This is a genomic window from Priestia sp. BR_2 (assembly GCF_041954005.1).
Taxonomy (GTDB): Bacteria; Bacillota; Bacilli; order Paenibacillales; family Paenibacillaceae; genus Paenibacillus_AQ; species Paenibacillus_AQ lautus_A.
This window is the reverse complement of record NZ_JAVFHM010000182.1, coordinates 71,460-92,139: the sequence shown is the minus strand read 5'-3', so window position 1 is coordinate 92,139 and position 20,680 is coordinate 71,460. Positions and strand designations below refer to the sequence as shown.

Annotated in this window: 17 protein-coding genes; 14 read left to right on the top strand and 3 right to left on the bottom strand. The window is 50.6% G+C overall.

Annotated elements, in window-relative coordinates:
* Window positions 1–57: 57 nt before the first annotated feature.
* From RB298_RS09140 to RB298_RS09120, 5 genes are all read left to right on the top strand, one after another.
* Window positions 58–711, top strand: a complete 654-nt coding sequence (locus RB298_RS09140; RefSeq protein WP_486046907.1) for a TetR/AcrR family transcriptional regulator — start codon at window positions 58–60, stop codon at window positions 709–711.
* Window positions 712–831: 120 nt separating this feature from the next.
* On the top strand, window positions 832–3,147 hold the full coding sequence (locus tag RB298_RS09135; RefSeq protein WP_486046906.1) for an ABC transporter permease: 2,316 nt from the start codon (window positions 832–834) through the stop codon (window positions 3,145–3,147).
* A gap of 3 nt (window positions 3,148–3,150) precedes the next feature.
* Window positions 3,151–3,909, top strand: coding sequence for an ABC transporter ATP-binding protein (locus tag RB298_RS09130; RefSeq protein ID WP_213579324.1), 759 nt, complete (start codon window positions 3,151–3,153; stop codon window positions 3,907–3,909).
* A gap of 81 nt (window positions 3,910–3,990) precedes the next feature.
* Window positions 3,991–5,001 (top strand): nucleoside-triphosphatase, encoded by a 1,011-nt coding sequence (locus RB298_RS09125; RefSeq protein ID WP_486046905.1) that lies wholly within the window; start codon window positions 3,991–3,993, stop codon window positions 4,999–5,001.
* Window positions 5,002–5,006: 5 nt separating this feature from the next.
* Window positions 5,007–5,585 carry a GNAT family N-acetyltransferase gene (locus RB298_RS09120; RefSeq protein ID WP_192571108.1) on the top strand — a complete coding sequence of 193 codons (579 nt, stop codon included), beginning with the start codon at window positions 5,007–5,009 and terminating at the stop codon, window positions 5,583–5,585.
* An 89-nt stretch (window positions 5,586–5,674) separates the two neighbouring features.
* Here RB298_RS09120 and RB298_RS09115 read toward each other — a convergent pair whose 3' ends face one another.
* Window positions 5,675–6,721: a PocR ligand-binding domain-containing protein gene (locus RB298_RS09115; protein ID WP_486046904.1), complete on the bottom strand. Its 1,047-nt coding sequence runs from the start codon at window positions 6,719–6,721 to the stop codon at window positions 5,675–5,677.
* 204 nt (window positions 6,722–6,925) lie between these two features.
* Here RB298_RS09115 and RB298_RS09110 point away from each other — a divergent pair, with 204 nt between their 5' ends.
* The 6 genes from RB298_RS09110 (at window position 6,926) to RB298_RS09085 (ending at window position 14,977) form a co-directional block, all read left to right on the top strand.
* Complete coding sequence (locus RB298_RS09110) at window positions 6,926–8,044, top strand: glycerol dehydrogenase (RefSeq protein ID WP_096775963.1); 1,119 nt, start codon at window positions 6,926–6,928, stop codon at window positions 8,042–8,044.
* Window position 8,045: 1 nt separating this feature from the next.
* Window positions 8,046–9,806 carry a dihydroxyacetone kinase subunit DhaK gene (gene dhaK, locus RB298_RS09105; RefSeq protein WP_486046903.1) on the top strand — a complete coding sequence of 587 codons (1,761 nt, stop codon included), beginning with the start codon at window positions 8,046–8,048 and terminating at the stop codon, window positions 9,804–9,806.
* A 500-nt stretch (window positions 9,807–10,306) separates the two neighbouring features.
* Window positions 10,307–11,296, top strand: coding sequence for an ABC transporter permease (locus RB298_RS09100; RefSeq protein WP_486046902.1), 990 nt, complete (start codon window positions 10,307–10,309; stop codon window positions 11,294–11,296).
* A 16-nt stretch (window positions 11,297–11,312) separates the two neighbouring features.
* The gene (locus RB298_RS09095; RefSeq protein ID WP_192571110.1) at window positions 11,313–12,224 is read left to right on the top strand and encodes a carbohydrate ABC transporter permease; all 912 of its coding nucleotides are present in this window, start codon (window positions 11,313–11,315) and stop codon (window positions 12,222–12,224) included.
* Window positions 12,225–12,280: 56 nt separating this feature from the next.
* Window positions 12,281–13,897, top strand: a complete 1,617-nt coding sequence (locus tag RB298_RS09090; protein WP_213579319.1) for an extracellular solute-binding protein — start codon at window positions 12,281–12,283, stop codon at window positions 13,895–13,897.
* 63 nt (window positions 13,898–13,960) lie between these two features.
* Window positions 13,961–14,977 (top strand): glycoside hydrolase family 130 protein, encoded by a 1,017-nt coding sequence (locus RB298_RS09085; protein ID WP_486046901.1) that lies wholly within the window; start codon window positions 13,961–13,963, stop codon window positions 14,975–14,977.
* Between the two features lie 56 nt (window positions 14,978–15,033).
* On the opposite strand, the gene RB298_RS09080 is transcribed toward RB298_RS09085, so the two are convergent.
* A complete protein-coding gene (locus tag RB298_RS09080; RefSeq protein ID WP_486046900.1) occupies window positions 15,034–17,367 on the bottom strand; it encodes a helix-turn-helix domain-containing protein in 2,334 nt (777 codons plus the stop codon).
* A gap of 268 nt (window positions 17,368–17,635) precedes the next feature.
* Between RB298_RS09080 and RB298_RS09075 the strand changes: the two genes are divergently transcribed.
* The 3 genes from RB298_RS09075 (at window position 17,636) to RB298_RS09065 (ending at window position 19,554) form a co-directional block, all read left to right on the top strand.
* Window positions 17,636–18,430, top strand: coding sequence for a hypothetical protein (locus tag RB298_RS09075; protein ID WP_486046924.1), 795 nt, complete (start codon window positions 17,636–17,638; stop codon window positions 18,428–18,430).
* 64 nt (window positions 18,431–18,494) lie between these two features.
* Window positions 18,495–19,112, top strand: a complete 618-nt coding sequence (locus RB298_RS09070; protein ID WP_486046899.1) for an SUKH-4 family immunity protein — start codon at window positions 18,495–18,497, stop codon at window positions 19,110–19,112.
* 37 nt (window positions 19,113–19,149) lie between these two features.
* Window positions 19,150–19,554 carry an NUDIX hydrolase gene (locus RB298_RS09065; RefSeq protein ID WP_009589775.1) on the top strand — a complete coding sequence of 135 codons (405 nt, stop codon included), beginning with the start codon at window positions 19,150–19,152 and terminating at the stop codon, window positions 19,552–19,554.
* A gap of 234 nt (window positions 19,555–19,788) precedes the next feature.
* On the opposite strand, the gene RB298_RS09060 is transcribed toward RB298_RS09065, so the two are convergent.
* Window positions 19,789–20,667 (bottom strand): carbohydrate ABC transporter permease, encoded by an 879-nt coding sequence (locus RB298_RS09060; RefSeq protein ID WP_009590031.1) that lies wholly within the window; start codon window positions 20,665–20,667, stop codon window positions 19,789–19,791.
* Window positions 20,668–20,680: the final 13 nt, after the last annotated feature.

Below are 20,680 nucleotides of genomic sequence, written 5' to 3'. Positions count from 1 at the left end.
AAGCGGCATGATATGATATTACCGACAGACAGTCGGTCTGGTAAAGGAGGGGGAAGCATGCGAATCGTAAAAAAAGCGGAGGAACGCAAGAATGAAATCCTTGACGCAGCGGATACGCTTTTCGGTCAGAAGGGCTTTGACGGCACAAGTACCAACGATATTCTCGAAAAGGTCGGCATTGCGCGCGGAACTTTGTATCATCACTTCAAGTCGAAGGAGGATATCATGGATGCGCTGATTGACCGGTATACCGTCCGATTGTTGGATAGGGCACAGGCCATTGCCTTGGACAAGAGCATACCGGTAATCGAGCGCATCATCCGCGTTGTGATGGCGCTGAACATAAGCGGCGATGGAGAGAGCAGCAAGGAAATCATGGAGCATATTCACAAGCCTCAGAATGCGCTCATGCATCAAAAGATACATAAGGTCATTATTAACGGTGTTCCGCCGATCCTGACGGACATCATCCGCGAAGGCATCGAGCAGGGGCTGTTCAGCACGCCGTTCCCGTATGAATGCATGGAAATGGTAGTGATCTACGCGAATACCGTTTTTGATGAAGATCTGGTAACGATGACGGACGAGGAGCGAAGGCAGCGAGTTCTGGCCTTTGTTTGCAACGTCGAGAGGCTGCTCGGCGCAGAAAGCGGAAGCCTGATGGACGTTATGGGGATGTTTGGTGGAGGAGATGAAAACGGCCAAGCATGAATCAGCGCGTGAAAGTTCATCAGCAGGGGCGACGGCAGAGAAGCAGACCTTTCTCCTCTTCATCTTAGGAAAGCTGTGATGGTTGACATCGGTTAAAATGCTTGAACACAGGGGGGCCTTATGTATTTCAGAATCATCCGAAGGGATATATCCAAAAGCAAATGGATCACGTTGATGACCATGATCTTCGTTGCGGCAGCAGCGATGCTGGTTTCGCTCGCGGCCGTGCTCATTTTAAATTTATCCGGAGCGGTACATACACTCATGACGCAAGCCAAAACCCCGCATTTTATGCAAATGCATTCGGGTGACATCGATACTGAACGGCTAGCAGCTTTTGCGGAGCAGCACGGCAATGTCGAAGATTTTCAAGTGACAGAATTTCTCAACATGGACGGTGCGCGGATTCGGTTAGGGGAGCATTCGCTTGCCCATAGCGTTCAGGATAACGGATTCAGCATACAGAGCAAGAAATTCGATTATCTGCTTGATTTGGACGGGAACATCATTCACGCGGACGACGGTGAGTTATATGTTCCCATAAATTATATGAGAGACAATATGGCAAGGGTTGGCGATGCTGCGGTGATCAGCGGGAAGGCATTTACCGTTGCCGGATTCCTCCGCGATTCGCAGATGAATTCCACGCTCTCCGCCTCCAAGCGTTTTCTGGTCAGTGACAAGGATTACGCGGAGATCAAAAACTCGGGCAGTACGGAATATTTGATTGAGTTCAGACTAAGGGATTTGTCGGAGCTAGGCGCATTTGAAGCAGACTACGCTTCCGCGGGTCTTGAAGCGAATGGACCTACGGTTACCTATAAGCTGTTCCAAATGATGAACGCCCTTTCCGACGGGATGATGATCGGCGTCATCCTTCTCGTTAGCATTCTTGTCGTAGCGATATCTCTGATGTGCATACGCTTTACCCTCTTAGCCAAAATCGAAGACGATTACCGTGAAATCGGCGTCATGAAGGCGATAGGGCTGCGTGTTTCCGACATGAAAAAGATCTATCTCGCGAAATATGCTGCGATTACCGCGGCAGGCAGTATTCTCGGCTTTGCGCTTTCGGTGCCTTTCAAAGGATTGCTTCTTGAGAACATACGTCTCTATATGGGAGAAAGCAGCCATTCTTCTTATGCCTTGCCGTTCGGACTCATCGGCATACTGCTTGTCTTTCTGACGATCATCGCCTATGTAAGCAGAGTTCTGAATCGCTTTCGGACCATATCGGCTTCAGAAGCGATACGCTTTGGCACTTCACCCGAGAAAAACACGGGCGCCGGAAGCTTTAATCTGAGCGGAAACAGGCTGTTTAGCACCAATGTTTTTCTCGGGATGAAAGACGTACTCGCCAGGAAAAGACTTTACGCTACAAGCCTGACGGTAATCGTGATCTCGGCATTTATCATGATCGTACCGCAGAACCTGCACAACACGATCTCGTCCAAAAGCTTTATTCAATATATGGGCATCGGAAGCTACGACATGCGGGTTGACATTCAGCAGACCGAGCAAATGTCGGAAAAAACGGCCGAGATTCTATATACGATGAACAACGACCCTGCCATTACAAAGACAGCCGTCCTTACAACCAAAACATTCAAAATCAAAACGGGAGATGGGACGGAGGAAAATATCAAAATCGAGCTTGGGGACCATACGGTGTTTCCTATAGCATATGCCAAGGGCAAAGCACCCGCAGAAGACGAAATTGCGCTTTCGGCGATAAACGCCGATGAGATGGGCAAAAAGGTCGGCGATATCATCACGGTGGTGATCGAAGGGAAGGCGAAAGCCCTCACGGTAAGCGGAATCTACTCCGACATTACCAACGGCGGCAAAACCGCAAAGGCTGTATTCACCGACGATACGGCGGACACGATGTGGAGCATTGTCTGCGCTGAGCTATCCGATCAAACGCTTGTCCATGAGAAGGTCTCCGCCTATGCGGAGAGGTTCGATTATGCAAAGATCTCGGACGTTGACGACTTTGTATCGCAAACGTTCGGCTCGACGATTAGCTCCGTCAAAACGGCCTCCAACGCTGCCGTTACGGTTGCGCTGATGATAGCGGTTCTCGTTACCTTGCTGTTTATGAAAATGCTGGTTGCCAAGGACCGGCATGCGATTGCCGTCATGAAAGCCTTTGGCTTTACGAACTCGGATATGAAGGTGCAGTATGTCTCGCGTTCGGTATTTGTCCTGATTGTCGGCATCATGGTTGGAACGCTTCTGGCCAACACGGTCGGTGAGATGCTTGCAGGTGCCGCAATTTCCTCGTTTGGAGCGTCGACATTTCATTTTGCGATCGATCCGCTTTCGGCGTATCTGTTCAGCCCCGTGTTGATGATCGGCGCGGTGCTTTTCGCAACCGTGATCGGCGTTTCTGGCGCGGGACGAATCAAAATATCCGAACATATGAAGGAGTAACTTATGAAAAAGTTGATTATCTGTGATGATATCGTAAAATCTTTCGGCGAAGGTGATGAGCAGCGCCGTGTTCTGGACGGCGTGTCCGCCTACATTCACGAGGGCGAGTTCGTTTCGGTTATGGGGCCTTCGGGTTCGGGAAAATCAACGTTCATGTTTGCATTGAGCGGGACGGATGGCGTGAATGGCGGAACGGTCTTTTTTGACGGCAAGGATTTATCGGCAGCCTCGGAGAATGAGCTTTCAGATATACGGAGGACCCATATGGGGTTTGTCTTCCAGCAGCCAACGATGCTGAAAAACCTCAATATCCTCGATAATATCATTCTTCCATCCATGCGGGACCAACGAAAAAACGTTGCATCCATAACAAAAAAAGCAAGAACTCTTATGAACAGGGTGGGAATCGCAGAGCTGGAAAAGCGAGATATCACTCAGGTTTCGGGAGGACAGCTTCAGCGTGCTGGAATCTGCCGGGCGCTGATGAACAGCCCGAGAATCATTTTTGGCGATGAGCCTACGGGCGCGCTCAACTCCAAATCGGCGCAGGAAATCATGGACATTTTCTCCGAAATCAACGCGGAAGGCACGGCGGTCATGCTTGTAACGCATGACGCTAACGTGGCGGCCCGGACGGAGCGCATTATGTTTATGCGCGACGGGAACATGGTCAGTGAACTCAAGCTTCCCAAGTACGACGGAACGGATGTGGATTGCAGGGTTGAGCATGTGAGGGCGAAAATGCTGGAGATCGGAATATAATGTATAATGATGGGAAAATAATTCTTCACTTGATCAGTCATTGAAATGATAGATAAAACATGGAAATGGCGGTGTTAATCGATGTTTGAGCAGTCAAAGCATTTGGTTGCTGTTTCAGCTTTAGTGAAGAATAGAGACGGACATGTGCTGATGGTTCGGACGCATTTGCGTTCGGATACGTGGGAACTGCCCGGAGGCTTCGTTGATGCCGGGGAGCCGCTGGATCAAGCCGTGAGCCGGGAGTTTCTGGAGGAGACGGGCGTGGTTATACGCCCTTTAGGCATTTCAGGAGTCTACTACAATGAGAGGCTGCACGTGTTGTCCGTCGTTTTTCATGCGGAATACGTCAGCGGAGAAATAACCGTTCAACCGGAAGAAATTGTGGAAGCGAAATTCGTAGACTTGGTAGATTCCAACCTGGATGAATACATAAAAAGGCCCCACATTCAATCGCGCACGTTGGACGCCATCCGTGCAGAGCGTTCGGTCCCTTATGAGACTTGGGATTTGAACCCGCCTCAGTATAAGCTGCTGTCCAGATTGGACGGGAAACCGCTGAATGCCAAAACGGCATTTTTACTCACGGGGAAGCCGAGGATGGGCAAAACGACCCTGATCAAGAAACTCATACATCTCGTCGGCCCTGATCTTTGCGGCGGTTTTTATACGGAGGAAATAACGAATGCAGGCGATCGAATCGGTTTCAGATGCGTGGCTGTCGATGGAGAAAGCGTAGAGATTGCAAATGTGGAAAGTCCCAGCCATATTCGAATTGGCAGGTACGGCGTAGATGTTGAGAAATTCGAGGATTTTGCTATTCATAAACTACGGGAAGCCTTGTCCTCCAAGAAAATCATCGTCATTGACGAAATGGGGTTTATGCAGATGCTGTCTGCCTCTTTTCAAAGCATGGTACATGAGATTATTAGTGATCGCCGGATTGTACTAGGAACGATACCCGTCGAGAGTCACCCTGAAATAGATGCAATTAAATATCGGAAGGAAGTCGGCATCATCAGCTTGAACGAATTCAATCGTAATAGGATGCCGGAATTATTGATAAAGGATATTTTGAAGGCATTGGAGGGATGAGGGACATGCGGATAGAGGATATCTTCTCGGATCTGCCAACATTAGAAACAGGCCGAACGATTTTAAGAAAATTAAGAAGCGAGGACGAGCCAGATATCTTTCGTTACGGATCGGATGATGAGGTATCGAGATATACCTCCTGGCCGACGCATCAAACGATGGAAGATACCCGCCATTATCTAAACAAGGTGCTGCAAAAATACGACCATCATGCCGTGGCCCCGTGGGGGATCGTGGACAAAGAAACCGGAAGGGTCATCGGAACTTCAGGATTTATGGCTTGGAACGTTCATCATGACAAAGCAGAACTGGGATATGCCTTGTCCAAGGATTATTGGAATCGCGGTTACATGACCGAAGTGATCAGGACCATCATCTCTTATGGATTTGAACGAATGAAGCTGGTTAGAATCGAAGCCAGCTGTCTGCCGTCAAACCTAGGATCAGCCAGAGTGATGGAAAAGGCCGGCATGACCTTTGAGGGAATCATAAGACAGTCGATATTCGTGAAAGGCAAACATGAAGATCTGAAATTATATTCCATTGTCGTGGATGACTACCGGAATCAGAACAAGCCCCGTTAACGGGGCTTGGCCGGATAACGGCCATCGCAAAAATCCCTTCGTGCATGCACGAAGGGATTTTTACATGAATGGTCGACAGCCTGGAACGATTACTTCGCGGATATCCCGGCATACATGTTCCGGTACACGGCCGGGGTGAGGTTCTCGAACTTTTTGAACGTTTTGATGAAATAGCCCGTGTCGCAAAAGCCTAGATCATCGCTCACTTGATGGATCGGCGAATCTGTGGATTCCAGCAGCCGCTTGGCCCATTCAATCTTAAGCCGGGCGATGAAGACGGAGAAATTCTCCCCGGTCTCTTTCGTAAATATACGGCTGAAATAGCTGGGGCTGATGTGGCACAGCTTGGCCATCTCCTTCAGGCTGAAGTTTTCATGCTTGTGCGTAAAAATGTAATCAAACGCGGGCTGAAGCACCGGATTCGAAGAAGCAAACCGCGCGGCGCCATTCCTCAATTTGGTGTCGATCAGCGCCCCTGACAGCTCCTGCTGGATGGATTGAATGCTGCGGACCGCGCGATCGGACTCGCTCAGCGTTTCAACCGACACTGGCGCGTCCATGTTAGACGTGAGCACTTTTTTGTACATATCCACCGTGGTATGCTTTTGAATGGCTTCCTCCACGATATACGTGCTCAATTGCAGCAGCAGATCCACGCACCTTGTTACTTCCTCGTATGACAGGACTGGCAGGGCGTTGTAATCCCCTTCGAGCTCCTTGAACTTCCGGTTTGACTCCACATTGGGCGGCCGGGACACGATCTGCTCCAGCATCGGCGCGTCAGGCTCCCGGAGCTTGAGCTGTCCGGCCATGATCGCGCCAAGATATTGGTTATCGATGATGATCGGAATGGCGATATCGATAATGTTAAAATGGCACAGATAGATGTATGGCTTGTTCTGGCGAACCGCTTCAATGCCGGCTCGCGCATCGCATTTTTGGCAATACTGCGAGAGATGGCCATCCTGGCGCACGCCTTGGCAGAAAGGCTGGCAGTAGCTGTGCTTGGTCACGGGAACGCCCTTGTAATCGACCGTAAGGATCGCCATTTTGGTCACAAGCGATAAGGAATCCTGCAGCTTCTCCCATTTCTCCAAATCGATGATTTCTTCTAAATCGAACCGGGATTTGGACATGACGATATTCTCCTATGAACGTAATAGAAATTCTATTCATCATTATAGCGAATAACTCTACTAAAGGACAAGATAATACAATTTGCCATCTAGATGACAAAAAAACACGATAAGAAAACGCTTTATTCCGATCTCATTGTTTCATGCTTCCCGAATGAGCACAACCTATAATAATACATATAGTCAAATTAGGAGGAATGAAAAATGAGAAGGGCATTTATCAGTCCGACAAAATATGTGCAAGGTGAGAACGAACTGTTGAATCTGGGATATTTCGTTAAAACATTCGGAGATTCCGCGCTGCTGATCGCCCATCCGGATGACGTTGCCCGCGTGAAAGACAAGCTGGACGCAACGAAACAGACATTTAATATAACGCTCGTTGAAAGCGGATTCCGTGGAGAATGCTCCCGGGAGGAGGTTGCCAGATTGCAGGCATTGGCCAAGGAGCATCAATGTGCCTGCACGATTGGCCTCGGCGGAGGCAAAGCGATCGATACGGCAAAATGCGTAGCCGAAGGCGAGGCACTGATTATCGTTCCGACGATTGCGGCAACGGATGCACCGACAAGCCATTCGGCGGTTCTCTATACCCCCGAAGGCGAATTCGACGATTACGCTTATTTTAAGCAAAGCCCAAGCGTCGTCATGATCGATACAACGGTTATTGCGAAAGCGCCAACTCGATTCCTTGTTGCTGGAATGGGGGATGCGCTCTCGACTTATTTCGAAGCAAGAGCGACGGCTCAATCGTACTCCAATGTCAATGCCGGTTTGCCGTGCGGCGGCGAGGCCAAGGGAACGATCACCGCGTTGGGACTTGCCAAGCTATGCTATGACACCCTGCTCGAGAACGGATATCGGGCGAAACTGGCCTGCGATCAGAACATCGTGACGCCTGCGCTGGAGAATATCATCGAGACGAATATTCTGTTATCGGGTTTGGGCTTCGAGAGCGGCGGTTTGGCAGCGATTCATGCGATTCACAATGGCTTGACGGCTTTGGAAGGAACGCACCATTATTATCACGGCGAGAAGGTAGCCTTCAGCACGATTGCCCAATTGGTGCTTGAGAATGCGGAACAGGATGAAATGAAGGAAGTGCTGGATTTCTGTCTGTCGATCGGTCTTCCCGTGTGCCTGGCGGACATCGGCGTAGAGCATGTCACTTACGAGGAATTGCTTGAGGTTGCCAAGAAGGCATGCATTGCCGAGGAATCCATTCATTCGATGCCGTTCCCGATTTCGGAGGAAGCGGTAGCATCGGCCATTATGGCGGCTGACCAGTTGGGCCGTCAATATAAATCAAGCAAGGAGATCTAAGATGAAGAAAATCATGAACAAACCGGAAACCTTGGTTCGGGAAATGTGCAATGGGCTGGTACTGGCGCATCCCGAGCTGGCGTTCGACCCTAAATACAAAGTAATTTCCAAAAAAGAGATCAATCAAGGTAAAGTCACCCTGATCAGCGGCGGTGGAAGCGGGCACGAACCGGCCCATGCCGGATTTGTGGGAACCGGGATGCTGGATGCGGCGGTGTGCGGGGACGTATTTGCTTCCCCATCCCAAATCCAGGTGTACCAAGCGATCCGCAGCTCCGCCAGCGATAAGGGGACGCTGCTTATTATCAAGAACTACAGCGGCGACATCATGAACTTCAAGAATGCAGCCCATCTCGCAGGCGAAGACGGCATTGAAGTGGATTACGTTAAGGTGGACGATGACATCGCTGTGGAAGACAGCCTCTACACGGTTGGGAGAAGAGGAGTTGCCGGAACGGTGCTCGTTCATAAGGTGGCCGGAGCCGCCGCGGAAGCGGGGCTGTCCCTGCCGGAAGTGAAAGAAGCTGCGCAGCATGCGATCAACCATGTCCGCAGCATCGGCTTCGCGTTTAGCTCCTGCACCGTTCCCGCGAAAGGTACCCCGACGTTTCAGATCGAGGATGGCGAGATGGAATATGGCGTCGGCATTCACGGCGAACCGGGAATCCGCAGGGAGAAAGCCGTTCCAGCGGATGAGCTCGCGCAGCGGATGGTTACGTCTTTGCTGGATAACCTGGAGCTGGATGATGCTTCGGAAGCCGAAGTTGCCGTACTGATCAACGGGTTTGGCGGCACGCCGCTGCAGGAGCTGTATTTGCTGAACAATTCCGTGACGCGTGAATTGACGGCTCGAAACAAGCGGGTATTCAAAGGATTTGTCGGCAACTATATGACCAGCATCGATATGGCCGGTGCCTCGGTAACGATCATGAAGCTGGACGAGACGCTCAAGAAGTGGCTGTCTGCGCCATGCGATACGCCGGCACTAACGGTCAAGGGCGCATTCGAGCCCGTGAATTATACCGAGGTGATTCCACAAGAGAAGTCAGAAGGCACGGTATCGTATAAAAACAATACGGATGCCGCGGCAGCGGTGATTAAGAACAACCGGTTATCCTTGCAAAATATCGTGTACCTGATCGATCAGATGAGCGAGGTCATCATCGAGAACGAGGTGCCGTTCTGCGAGCTCGACGCCCATGCGGGAGACGGCGATTTCGGGATGAGCGTCGCCAAGGGCTTCAAGCAGCTAAAATCGGAGTGGAACGATCTGCTTACCCATCACCTTCGCGATATCGGCGATTTCCTCGACGCCTGCTCGATGATCATTATGGAGCACTGCGGCGGGGCTTCGGGACCGATCTGGGGATCGGCGTTCCGAGCCGCAAGCAAATATGCAGGGCAGAAACAGGAGCTGTCCGTTCATGAGGTCGCGGAGATGATGCAGGCCGTCGTCAAAGGAATTCAGGATACGGGCGAAAGATCCTTCGGAAGAGGAGCCGTCGTCGGCGATAAGACGCTGATCGATGCGCTCGTGCCGTTCGCGGATGCCTGGACGCAGAGTGGAGAGCAAGGCGAAGACATGAAGACGGCAGCGATCAAAGCGGCCGAAGCGGCGGTGCTCGGCGCGCAGAAGACGGCGGATATCGTTGCCCGAATGGGTAGAGCGGGCACGGTAGGGGAACGCAGCATCGGATACCCGGATGCGGGCGCGTATGCGCTCGGGGTTATTTTCACCGAGCTGGCTAAAGTGATGAAGTAATTCCGAAGCAAGAAAGAGAACAATAAGCTACTACTACTAACTAAAAGAATTCAGAAAAAAACCACCAATTAAAGTTGGTGGTTTTTTTTTATTTGGATAGGTGAATGGTCAAAGGGAATGAAATGGACAGAGACATTTTCATTCTGCCCTTCCTTGTTCTCGTGCGAATTAACGCATATTCGGTGTTCGTAGGCCATGTTCGCACAACGCTTGATGGAGCACAATATGTAACATATGAATCCTGATAACAGGTTCATATGTTACACATACTCCGTATTAACTATGATCAAAAATCACGGAGATTCGGATGAAAAATAAAGGACAGCAGCGGGATTTCGCCGGACAGACGGGTGACAATGCACATCTTACACATTTACGATGTCATGCTGTCTTCTCTACACTTTGGAATGTAAGCGTTACCTGTTAATCACTGAAACGTGATGTACGTGAGTGAACCAGATAACCTGACATGAATCGATATGTAAGAAAGGAGGGGAAACATGAAGGGAAAAAGACTGCTTGCTGTGATATCCGAAAGACGTTCCATCCATCGCGAAACGAAGCCGCCTAAACCAGGTGTAAACCAAACGTCTCTTGGTAAACGAATCAGGGTGAACTGGGAGCTCTATCTGTTCTTGGTACCGGCCTTATTGTATTTCCTTGTATTTCACTATGCGCCCATGTACGGCATCCAGATTGCCTTTAAGAACTTTATCCCTAGCAAAGGAATCATGGACAGCCCATGGGTGGGCTTCGATCATTTCGAGCGTTTCTTCAATTCCTACTATTTCTGGGATCTGCTCTGGAATACGTTCAGCCTCAGCTTCTACGAGCTGATCATCGGGTTTCCGCTGCCGATCATCCTGGCGCTCGCTTTCAACGAAATCCGGACGGGTCCCTTCAAGAAAATCGTCCAGACCGTTACGTATGCGCCTCATTTTATATCCGTTGTTGTCATGGCGGGTATGATTATTACCTTCTTATCGCCGTCCACAGGCATCCTGATCCAATTGATCAAATGGATGGGCATCGATGCGCCGAACTTTCTGTCGGATCCGGCGTGGTTCAAGACCGTGTACGTTCTGTCGGGGGTCTGGCAAAGCACCGGATGGGGGACCATTATCTATCTGGCCGCGCTGTCCGGGGTCGATCCCCAGCAGCATGAAGCCGCGATTGTGGATGGCGCCAGTCGTTTCAAACGATTGTTGCACATCAACCTCCCGGCCATACTCCCAACGATCACCATTTTGTTGATTTTGAACATGGGCAACATCCTTACGATTGGCTTCGAAAAAATACTGCTGCTGCAGAACTCGCTGAATATGGAATCTTCCGATGTCATTTCAACTTATGTTTACCGGACCGGTCTGGTCGACGCGCAGTACAGCTTCTCGACAGCCGTTGGCCTGTTCAACTCCGTGATCAACGTCATTCTATTGGTAACGGTCAACCGGATTGCCAGACGCACCAGCGAGAACAGCCTATGGTAGAAAGGAGGAAAGTGCATTGGTTACCGCGATGAAGGAATCGAAGGGGGACAAGATTTTTCTCGGCAGCGTTTATATCTATTTATGCATCGCCCTGATTGTTGTTCTGTATCCGCTCGTTTATATTCTCAGCGCATCGATCAGCAGCCCGCAGCAGGTGAATTCCGGTGCGATGTGGCTGTTTCCGAAGGAGATTACCTGGGCCGGATACCAGCTGGTCTTCGAAAATCCGAAGATTTGGAACGGATATCTGAACACGATCGTCTATACTGGAATAGGAACGCTGTTGAACCTGGCCGTGACACTGCCTGCAGCTTATGCGCTCAGCAGGTCGGATTTGGTCGGCCGTCAACTGTTCCTGGGATTTATTCTGTTCACGATGTTCTTTACCGGAGGGCTTGTGCCCACGTATCTCGTCGTCCGGAATTTGGGGCTGATCAACACGATGGGGGCGCTCATTCTTCCCGTAGCAGCATCGGTATGGAATATCATCGTTGCCCGGACGTTCTTCCAGACGACGATTCCCAAGGAACTGCAGGAAGCGGCATATATGGACGGCTGTACCAACCTGAAGCTGTTCGTCCGCATTATTCTGCCGCTGTCCGCGCCGATTATTGCAGTCATGGCATTATTTTACGGGGTCAGTCACTGGAACAGCTATTTTCCGGCTCTGATCTATCTCAACGATGAGAGCAAGTATCCTCTGCAGATGGTGCTGCGGCAGATTCTGGTTCTTCAGGAAATGACGGCGGAGACGACCGGCGCCGGAATCAGCGGGGATGCCGCCAGGGCAATGAATTCCAAAGCCGAAACCGCATCATTGATCAAATACGGGGTTATCGTTGTATCTACGCTGCCGATTGTGGCTCTCTATCCTTTTTTACAGCGATACTTTGTCCAAGGGGTCATGATCGGCTCTGTAAAAGGATGATGAATGAAAGCGTTTTATAAGATATGAGCTTGAGTATGCAAAGGGAGGAAACATGGATGAAGATGACAAGCAAACCGTGGAAGCTGGTGTTGACGGGGATGACAGCCCTGTCCCTGCTCGCCGGATGCGGTTCGGCCGGCGATACGAAATCTGCCGGAACAAAGTCAACGGAAGCAGCCGCCGTGAATAAGGAAGGCTTCCCGATTATGAATGAACCGATTACGCTGACCATGATGGCACCTGATGTCGGTGTTCAGAACTGGAAGGATATGGTCGTGCTGCAGCAGATGGAGGAAAAGACGGGCATTTCGTTCCGATACTTGAACGCACCGAAGGATAGCTTTGATACGAAGAAGAATCTCGTATTTGCCAGCGGCGATTACCCGGATGTCTTCTATGCTGCAGGGTTGACCGCGGCCGAACAGATGAACTATGGCGAGCAGGGTATTCTGATTCCGCTGGAGGAGCTCATCGAGGAATATGCTCCGAACTTCAAGGCGCTGATGGACGAAATTCCGGAGATTCGTAAATCCATTACGGCTCCGGATGGGCATATTTACTCTTTGCCTGCGGTCGATTTAAGCCAGCACTGGTATCGCAACCCGCTGTGGTACAACGGTGATTTCCTGGAGGCCCTGAATATCGACAAGCTTCCGGAGACGACCGAGGAGCTCTACACCTTCCTGAAGCGGGTAAAAGAAGAGGATCCGAACGGCAATGGAGTCGCCGATGAAATCCCGATCTCTTCCGTATCGACGGCTACGACCAATGCTCGTGATTTGCGTACTTGGCTTCTTGGCGCTTTCGGCGTTTATGAAGACGAAATTTATGTAGACGATGCGGATGTTGTTCATTATACCCCGATAGAAGAAGGCTTCCGAGAGTATCTGGCCTATATGAACCGTCTTTGGAAAGAGGATCTGCTTGACCATGAAAGCTTCTCGCAAACCGCAGAACAGAAAAAGGCCAAGGCACAGAACAATCAGGTGGCCCTGTTCTCCGACTGGCATGCCTACATGACCAAAGGCGGAGAACCGTCCACCAAGGATCCGATGTTCGCTCCGGTGAAAAGCGATTTGGTAGACAAGCCGGCCATCGCCAAGAACAGAGGGATTACGACAGGGGCTTTTGCCATTTCGGCTACCAATCCTGCTCCTGAAGCATCGATCCGTTGGGTGGACTACCTTTACTCTTATGAAGGGTCGCTTTTTTTCAACAAAGGACCGGAAGGGATGCTGTGGGAGTACACGGATGAAGCCAATCGCGTGAAACGCTATTTGTCTGTGCCGGAGGGCATGGAGATGGAGGATTACCGCGCGACTTTGACGCCAAACTACGGCATTCCGGCTCCTACCATCAACACGGACGATATCAATAAAGGATTGAAGACCGACTTTGATCTGTGGGTTGAAAAGGAAACGAAGGAGAAACTGCTCGATCGGGGAGCAAGACCTCCGTTCCCTGCCTTGTTCCTTACCGTGGAAGAGCAAACCGAGATCAACAGCCTGAACTCGGATCTGAGCACGTATGTACAACAGATGGAGGCGAAATTCATAACCGGCGCAGAACCGTTGTCCAATTGGGATAACTATCTGAACACGATGAAGAAAATGGGTGCCGACCGAGTTGTTGAAATCTATCAAGGCGCATATGACCGCTGGAAGTCGAGCTAAACATAGAATGATAGAGGGCCTGATAAATCTCCTGAATATTATACAAATGTGGAGGCATAGCCTATGAAAATGACGAGACATCCGAACAATCCGATCGTCGTTCCGGGAACGTACGAATGGCGTAAAGTCACCGTATTCAATCCTGCGGTTATTATAGACAACGGGAAGTTTTACATGATTGAGCGAACCGCAGGCTCGCTAACGCCTTGCAAGAATGTTTTGGGACTGCTGGAGAGCGAAGACGGGGTGAATTTTACGCACGTGAAAGACGAGCCGATCGTGACGCCTGACATGCTGGGCTTTCCATATGGAAGCGTCCAGGATCCGCGGATTGTCAAAATTGACGGGACGTACTATCTAAACTATGCCCTTAGGCCATGCGCCATGAGTTACTATCCGACGGGAGCGGGGATACCGGAGCGGTCGATACCCAAATATCCGGACGGCTGGGGGGAGGAGGAGGGCCACTGGCTCACTCGCTCTTCGATCGTGAAGTCGGACAATCTGATCGACTGGGAGTTCGTTGCCGATACGACACCGCTCGATATCAATGACCGCGACAACATTTTGTTCCCTGAGAAGATTAACGGAAAGTATGTATTGCTGCGCCGTCCGGAGGAATACGTGGGTGCAGCTTACGGAACGGACAGCGCGGCGATATGGATTACGTACTCCGAGGATCTGGTTCATTGGGAAGAGCCGAAACTTCTGGCCAAAGCCGAGAATCCGGCGTGGGAATCCAGGAAAATCGGCGGAGCCACGCCGCCTGTGCGAACCGATAAAGGCTGGCTGGTCCTTTACCACGGCGTTGATAATCAGGTCGTTTACCGTGTCGGGGCGATGCTTCTTGACCTGAACAACCCTGAGAAGGTCATAGCAAGAACGAAGAATTACATTATGGAACCGGAAACCTATTACGAGAAATTCGGTTATCAAATTCCGAATGTGGTGTTCCCGACAGGAAACGTGGTCAAAGACGGTCTGCTCTATATCTATTATGGTGTGACCGACACAGCAATTGCACTGGCTACCGTGTCGGTCGATGAGCTGGTTGAGCATATCTTGAACGAACCGCAGTGAGTGAAGTAGAAGCATCCGGGCCCTTTCGAGACAAGTTCTCCTAAAGGGCCCTTCTGTTATATATCCAGCCTATTCGAACGATGTTGTTTGCGGTACTGACCGGGCGTAAGCCCGGTTTCTTTCTTGAATTTGCGGATGAAATTGGGTGCATCCAGGTAGCCCACCTGTTCGATGATTTCCTTCAGGGGAGCGCTTGTCGTCACAAGCAGCCGAATGACTTCCTCCGTACGCCTCTTCCAGATATACTGCGAGAAACTGATCCCGGTCTTCTCTTTGAAGCTGCGGCTTAAGTAAGAGGTAGAGACGGAAAATTTAAGGGCAACATGCTCCAGGCTGAGCGTATAGTCCGCAAACTGCTGATTTACATAATGTACGATATCATCGATCAGTTTTGGTGCTGCTTGTTCATGGTTCCGTTCAACCTTGTCGCAAACCTCTGTCGTGAGCGACAACAGCTTGTCCTCAAATTCTTCCAGCGTCTCAAACGACGTATAGTCCGAGATGCTGCTGAATGCTTCGTTCATTCCAACCTCAGAGGCGGACCGAAGCAGCGCGTTCAGCAGATCGAAGCAAATGCAGCGCAGCAGATGAATCTGCAGCGGTTCGCTGCGGATGGTCTCCATCATCTCGGCGATCATCTGCACAGCCACCGACTCGTTGCCTTGCTTTAGGCTTTGCTCCAGCTTGAGCAGCGACTTTCTTGGAAGCCATACGCCTTTGGCGACAGGATGATTCTGCTCTGCCAACTGGTCGAAATAGGTGATCCGGCTGCTGCCGACCATTCGGTGCTCGAGTGCGGTTGCGGCTTCGATGAAGGATTGGTTCAGCTGCCCCAAATCCCGGTAGGGCGTACCTACGCCCATGCTCGGATCGAGCCGAGTGTTCTCGGAGATCAATCCCTGGACCGCGCGAATGATCTGCTCCATCTGGAGCTTCAGCGAATCTTGACCAGGGTCAGGAAGCGATACGATCAGTGCAAATTGATTATCGGCTGAGAATTCAACGCCATAGATATTCGCTTGAAGCCCTGATGGTTCAACATGGCTGAGAATTTCATGCACCTGCTGACGATCCTTCTGGACGACTTCCTCGGCCGCATCGTTTTCTTCCCAGGACAGAATCACACAGAAATAAATGACTTGTTCTTGGGGAGATTCCAGTCCGACTCCGGCGATCATTCGCTCGATTTCGGGATCATCCGGCTTTCCGTGCTTCAGCAGAAGCAGCATGCATTGGTTGCGCACGAAGGGCTCCTGCATATCGATCCGGGTGCTGTAATCGTGAAGGGTCTGACGAATCCATTCCCATTCATTGCGCGTTTTGGGCTCTGGGGAATCGCTAACTCTGAGCTTGGCGAATTCCATCAAATCCTTAATCGGGTGATATTGGCGTCTAGCCAGCACAAAAGCGGCAAGCACTCCGGTTATGACGGCGATGCCAAACACCAGCAGAATGAGCGTCTGTACATGAGCGACCCGGCTGAAGAACTGGTAGCTTGGCATGATGGTCATGTAGTTCCAGCCATTCTCCCCGGATTTGACGGATACGACGGAATACTTGTCATTATTCAGGGAGAGATTGTGTATGCCGGCATCAAGCGCAGCCAATGTTCCAAGGTGCTCCTGAGACAGGGTTACGCCATGATTGCTCGCTGTAAGCACTTCATCATTTTGATTGAGAATGTAGCTGCTCCCGGTGAAATCGCTAAGAATGGAATCCATGACCCCGGTAAGATTGGACTCTTTCACCATATATACGACGCTTCCGTACGGATAGGGGGCATTGGGCTTGATCGGTACGATGATGGTCAGCATCGTCTCCTGCCTGGAGTTGTTGATCAAAACATTCTCGGCCGGCCGTATTACCATCTGATTCGTTTCGTTCAGCGCAAGGGTGACATCTTCCAGACTCCAGTTCTCATAACGATAGAAGGAGTCGAACGCAACGTTAACATTCGTCAGTCCGCGGTAAGAGTAGATAATCGGGTCGTTATGATAGTATAAGAAGATGTCTTCAATAATGCTGCTGTTTGCCTTATAGTTGGCCAAAGCTTGTATGGCTTCCACTCTGTAATAATCATCACGGACCATATAAGGGGTTAAGCGTCTGTCGTAAGCGATCCGGCCGGAAAGCTCCCGAAGCTCCGCGATACGGGAGTCGATGGTCATTGACACCTGGTTCAATTGATTGATGTTGGATTGTTCGATCTCGGTACGAAGCCCGCTGACAGCGCTATCATAAACAAACATCGTTACTCCAGTCAGAGGAATCAGGAAGATCAGAATATAAGACAGAACGTATCTTAAGAGCAGCTTCGACTTAAAGTGATTCCAGTTTATTCGGAAAGTGAAAGTGGATACGATGAATGATTTGAGGTTGTGAATGGTCATTTTGGGTGCATCCTCCATTGCATTCTTTTCATGTCATGCGAAATTTCCGATTTGATCAACAAGGATAGGGTTATTTGAAACATTATATCATTATAATGATTATTCGGAGAAATATTAAGAATAAATTCATCATTATTCATTACATGATATAACTCGTAGTTTTCATAGTCTCACGGCTTCAATCCAACTCAGTCAGATTTCGATCGTCTTCGCTTTATAGGAAGATTTTGTTATGATAGGGACAAGAAAAAAATGGGAAGTGGAAGCTGTGGACAAAAAGGCGAAAAAGGTTTTACTTCAAACGTTCTGGTCATCCAGCGGCTGGAAAAGCAGTCCTTTGCCGTTCGTCGGGGAGGACTTTGATTACGCGAAGAGCATGAGGCTGATGTTCGACCCCATCACCATCGGACATGATGAGCTGAACCAGCGGCTTCATAGCTTACATAAGACGGTTACTAAAGAAAGGGTTGCTGCCGCATTTCTGCACAGCCTGTCCACGAGACAAGTGCATCTGCGAAGCGCGCTTTCCAGTTGGGCGCTTACATCGCGCCTGCCTCTGCATCAGTACGAAGAACGACGCTCGGCCATGCCGAATTACAGCAGCTGCGGAGATTGTAACCATGCCGGGCTCCAGTCCGACCGGAATTACGTGAATGCCGACCTGAACGTGCTGAATTTCGAACGGGTCAAATGGGGAGGCATCCGCTTGAATCAGCTTCTCTACTGCTGGCTCGATCTGGAGCTGTTGAGCCATGAGGAGGGCCTGACGGTGGACAAGGAGGATATTGCCATTCTGAGGAAGCTGATGACAGCCGTCGACGGATGCGCCGAATCAGAAAGCCCGCGTCATCTTGAGAAGCGCTTGAAGGATGTTCTGCCTTCAAGCAAGCATGAACGAGACGTGCTGATGGAAATTCTGGGATATGCCGGCGTGCTGGTTCCGAAGGATACGCCCCGCACGCGTCCGAGAAGGGACGACGATTTCTTCTCGATGTCGGAGTGGCAGGGAAGTGACGGATATTCCACTGAAGCGCTGCAGTTTTATTTCGGCGAATATCTGTAGACCGCGCTGCATCATTATAGGTTACAGAATACGTACCGGTTTAGGAGTTTAAGGGAGGGTTAGAATGGAGCCGCAATATCATACGCTGTATGATCACGGAGTGCTGCCTTATACGAGGGAAAGCTTGGACGTCCTGGGAATGCACGATAAGACGGTGGAAACGCTTGTGCATCGGGGAATGCCGGTCTTTGATCCGCAGGAGCCACCGTTGGGTCTTCTGTTTCATGAAGCGTTACCGCTACAGGATATTCATGGAGCCTATATCGCGATCGGAAGGGAGATCTGGAGCGAAGGGCTGCATGTCGCGATCCAAAAGGATACAGGGGGAGTGTGGGCAGTCACGGAGGGAGGTACACAGAAACCGACCTACATAAACGCCTCCATCGACAGCCTGCTCGCTTTTATGGACCGTGTGCTTCGCTTCAAGCAGCAAACGGAGCGCTTGCAGCCTGATCCTCCTCCCATGATTTTGACGGCAGAACAATTTCGCGAGAAACTTCAGAAGTTCAGAAGTGGAGAGATCAAGCCGGGAACCCGTCCGGACGCCTCGCAGGCTCAGCACGAGTGGAAGTCAGCCTTCGAACAAATGAAGCGGGAGCTGAAAGAGATGGATCTCCCTGCTGTACGTTCCTCTTCATGGTGGGGAATTGTGCTGGAGGAAATGAAGGATCGTTTGAGGTAGCCGATGAGCATTTATTGACGGGATGGGAGGATGAACGTTGGGCTTTCATGACACGTACAGATTTGGTGTGCATGCCATCATATTGAACGCTGACGGCAAGCTGCTCTTATTAAAACGGACCTATGGGAATAAGGGATGGAGTTTGCCCGGGGGCGGGGTGGATTCCGGCGAAACGATCCATGAAGCGATTTTTCGCGAATGCCGCGAAGAACTGGGCCTTACCCTGCAAGATGCGGTCTTGACCGGATTTTATTATCACAGTCATATCAACGCGCAGGTCGGCATATTCCGCTGTTCGATCCCGCTTCACGAGGAAATTGTGCTCAGCTCCGAGCATTCGGAATACAAATGGGCCGAATTGTCGGAGCTGAGCGAGGTTCAGCGGTTAAGGGCCCAGGATGCATTGGCTTATCAAGGAGAAGTCAAAAGCCGGGCGTTTTAGCATTCATCCTTATTTTTTAAAAAACCGGATTACCGTTACTGACCCGATGCACAACATCAGGGTTATGCTTACGAACTCCATTGACGATGTTCCATCCGAAGCGGCAGAGGTTGCATCCACGAAGACATCAGCATATAAAAAAGAGGCTAACCGTGAGAGCGGTTAGCCTCTTTGATTTCAGTAAAGCCGGGTTACCTGCTTATGTCCTGAGATCATGGCATGTGGATAAAACCTTTACTCCTTCAAAGAGCCAATCAGCAGCCCTTTTATGAAATACCGCTGCAGGAACGGATAGAACAGCACCACCGGCCCGATCGTCAGAATGGCGGTGGCCATCTTCACCGATTCTTGCGGCAGCGTCTGGCTGCCGAGGATGGCACCGCTGCTCTGCATCTGCTGAATCATGCTGATCTCGGAGTTCAGCTTAAACAGCAGGTATTGAAGGGGATACAACTTCTCGTTGTCCACCAGCATGATGGCGTTGAACCAGTTGTTCCAGTAGGCAATGCCGTAGAACAGCGTAATCGTGGCCAGAACGGGCATGCAGAGCGGGAAGTAGATCCGGAACGCGATATAGAAGTCGCTCGCGCCGTCGATCTTGGCCGCCTCCGTCAGGGAAGGCGGAATTTGGGACATGTAGTTGCGCACAAGAAACAGGTTGAACGGGTTGAACACCAGGGACGGTATGATCAGGGCCCAGATGGTGTTGTTCATGCCGAGATTCAGGTTGATCAGATACCAAGGCACCAGGCCCGTGTTAAACACCATCGTAATGAAAAAGAACAATCCGAGCCCGTTGCGGTAACGGATGTGCTTGGCGGCCAGCGTATATCCGGCCATGGACGTGATGGTGACCGCAAGGATCGTGCCGACGACCGTCACGATGATCGAGATCATGTAACTCCGGTACAGCGGCGTACTGCCGAACAGGAGCAGCTTGTAGGCATCCAGCGACAGCTCGCTCGGGAACAGCTGGTAGCCGAATTGCTTAATGCTGGCTTCGTCGGTAAAGGACACCATGAGCACAAGCAGCATCGGCAGGATGCAGAGAATGGAGATGATGCCGATCAGCGCGGCATTCACGGCGTCGAAAAATTTAGGTCTGGACGTCATCTAGATTTCGCTC

Bases quoted from the DNA above. Each gene is read 5' to 3' on its own strand.
- RB298_RS09140 (WP_486046907.1), top strand. From the start codon at position 58: ATGCGAATCGTAAAAAAAGCGGAGGAACGCAAGAATGAAATCCTTGAC.
- RB298_RS09135 (WP_486046906.1), top strand. From the start codon at position 832: ATGTATTTCAGAATCATCCGAAGGGATATATCCAAAAGCAAATGGATC.
- RB298_RS09130 (WP_213579324.1), top strand. From the start codon at position 3,151: ATGAAAAAGTTGATTATCTGTGATGATATCGTAAAATCTTTCGGCGAA.
- RB298_RS09125 (WP_486046905.1), top strand. From the start codon at position 3,991: ATGTTTGAGCAGTCAAAGCATTTGGTTGCTGTTTCAGCTTTAGTGAAG.
- RB298_RS09120 (WP_192571108.1), top strand. From the start codon at position 5,007: ATGCGGATAGAGGATATCTTCTCGGATCTGCCAACATTAGAAACAGGC.
- RB298_RS09115 (WP_486046904.1), bottom strand. From the start codon at position 6,721: ATGTCCAAATCCCGGTTCGATTTAGAAGAAATCATCGATTTGGAGAAA.
- RB298_RS09110 (WP_096775963.1), top strand. From the start codon at position 6,926: ATGAGAAGGGCATTTATCAGTCCGACAAAATATGTGCAAGGTGAGAAC.
- dhaK (WP_486046903.1), top strand. From the start codon at position 8,046: ATGAAGAAAATCATGAACAAACCGGAAACCTTGGTTCGGGAAATGTGC.
- RB298_RS09100 (WP_486046902.1), top strand. From the start codon at position 10,307: ATGAAGGGAAAAAGACTGCTTGCTGTGATATCCGAAAGACGTTCCATC.
- RB298_RS09090 (WP_213579319.1), top strand. From the start codon at position 12,281: ATGAAGATGACAAGCAAACCGTGGAAGCTGGTGTTGACGGGGATGACA.
- RB298_RS09085 (WP_486046901.1), top strand. From the start codon at position 13,961: ATGAAAATGACGAGACATCCGAACAATCCGATCGTCGTTCCGGGAACG.
- RB298_RS09080 (WP_486046900.1), bottom strand. From the start codon at position 17,367: ATGACCATTCACAACCTCAAATCATTCATCGTATCCACTTTCACTTTC.
- RB298_RS09070 (WP_486046899.1), top strand. From the start codon at position 18,495: ATGGAGCCGCAATATCATACGCTGTATGATCACGGAGTGCTGCCTTAT.
- RB298_RS09060 (WP_009590031.1), bottom strand. From the start codon at position 20,667: ATGACGTCCAGACCTAAATTTTTCGACGCCGTGAATGCCGCGCTGATC.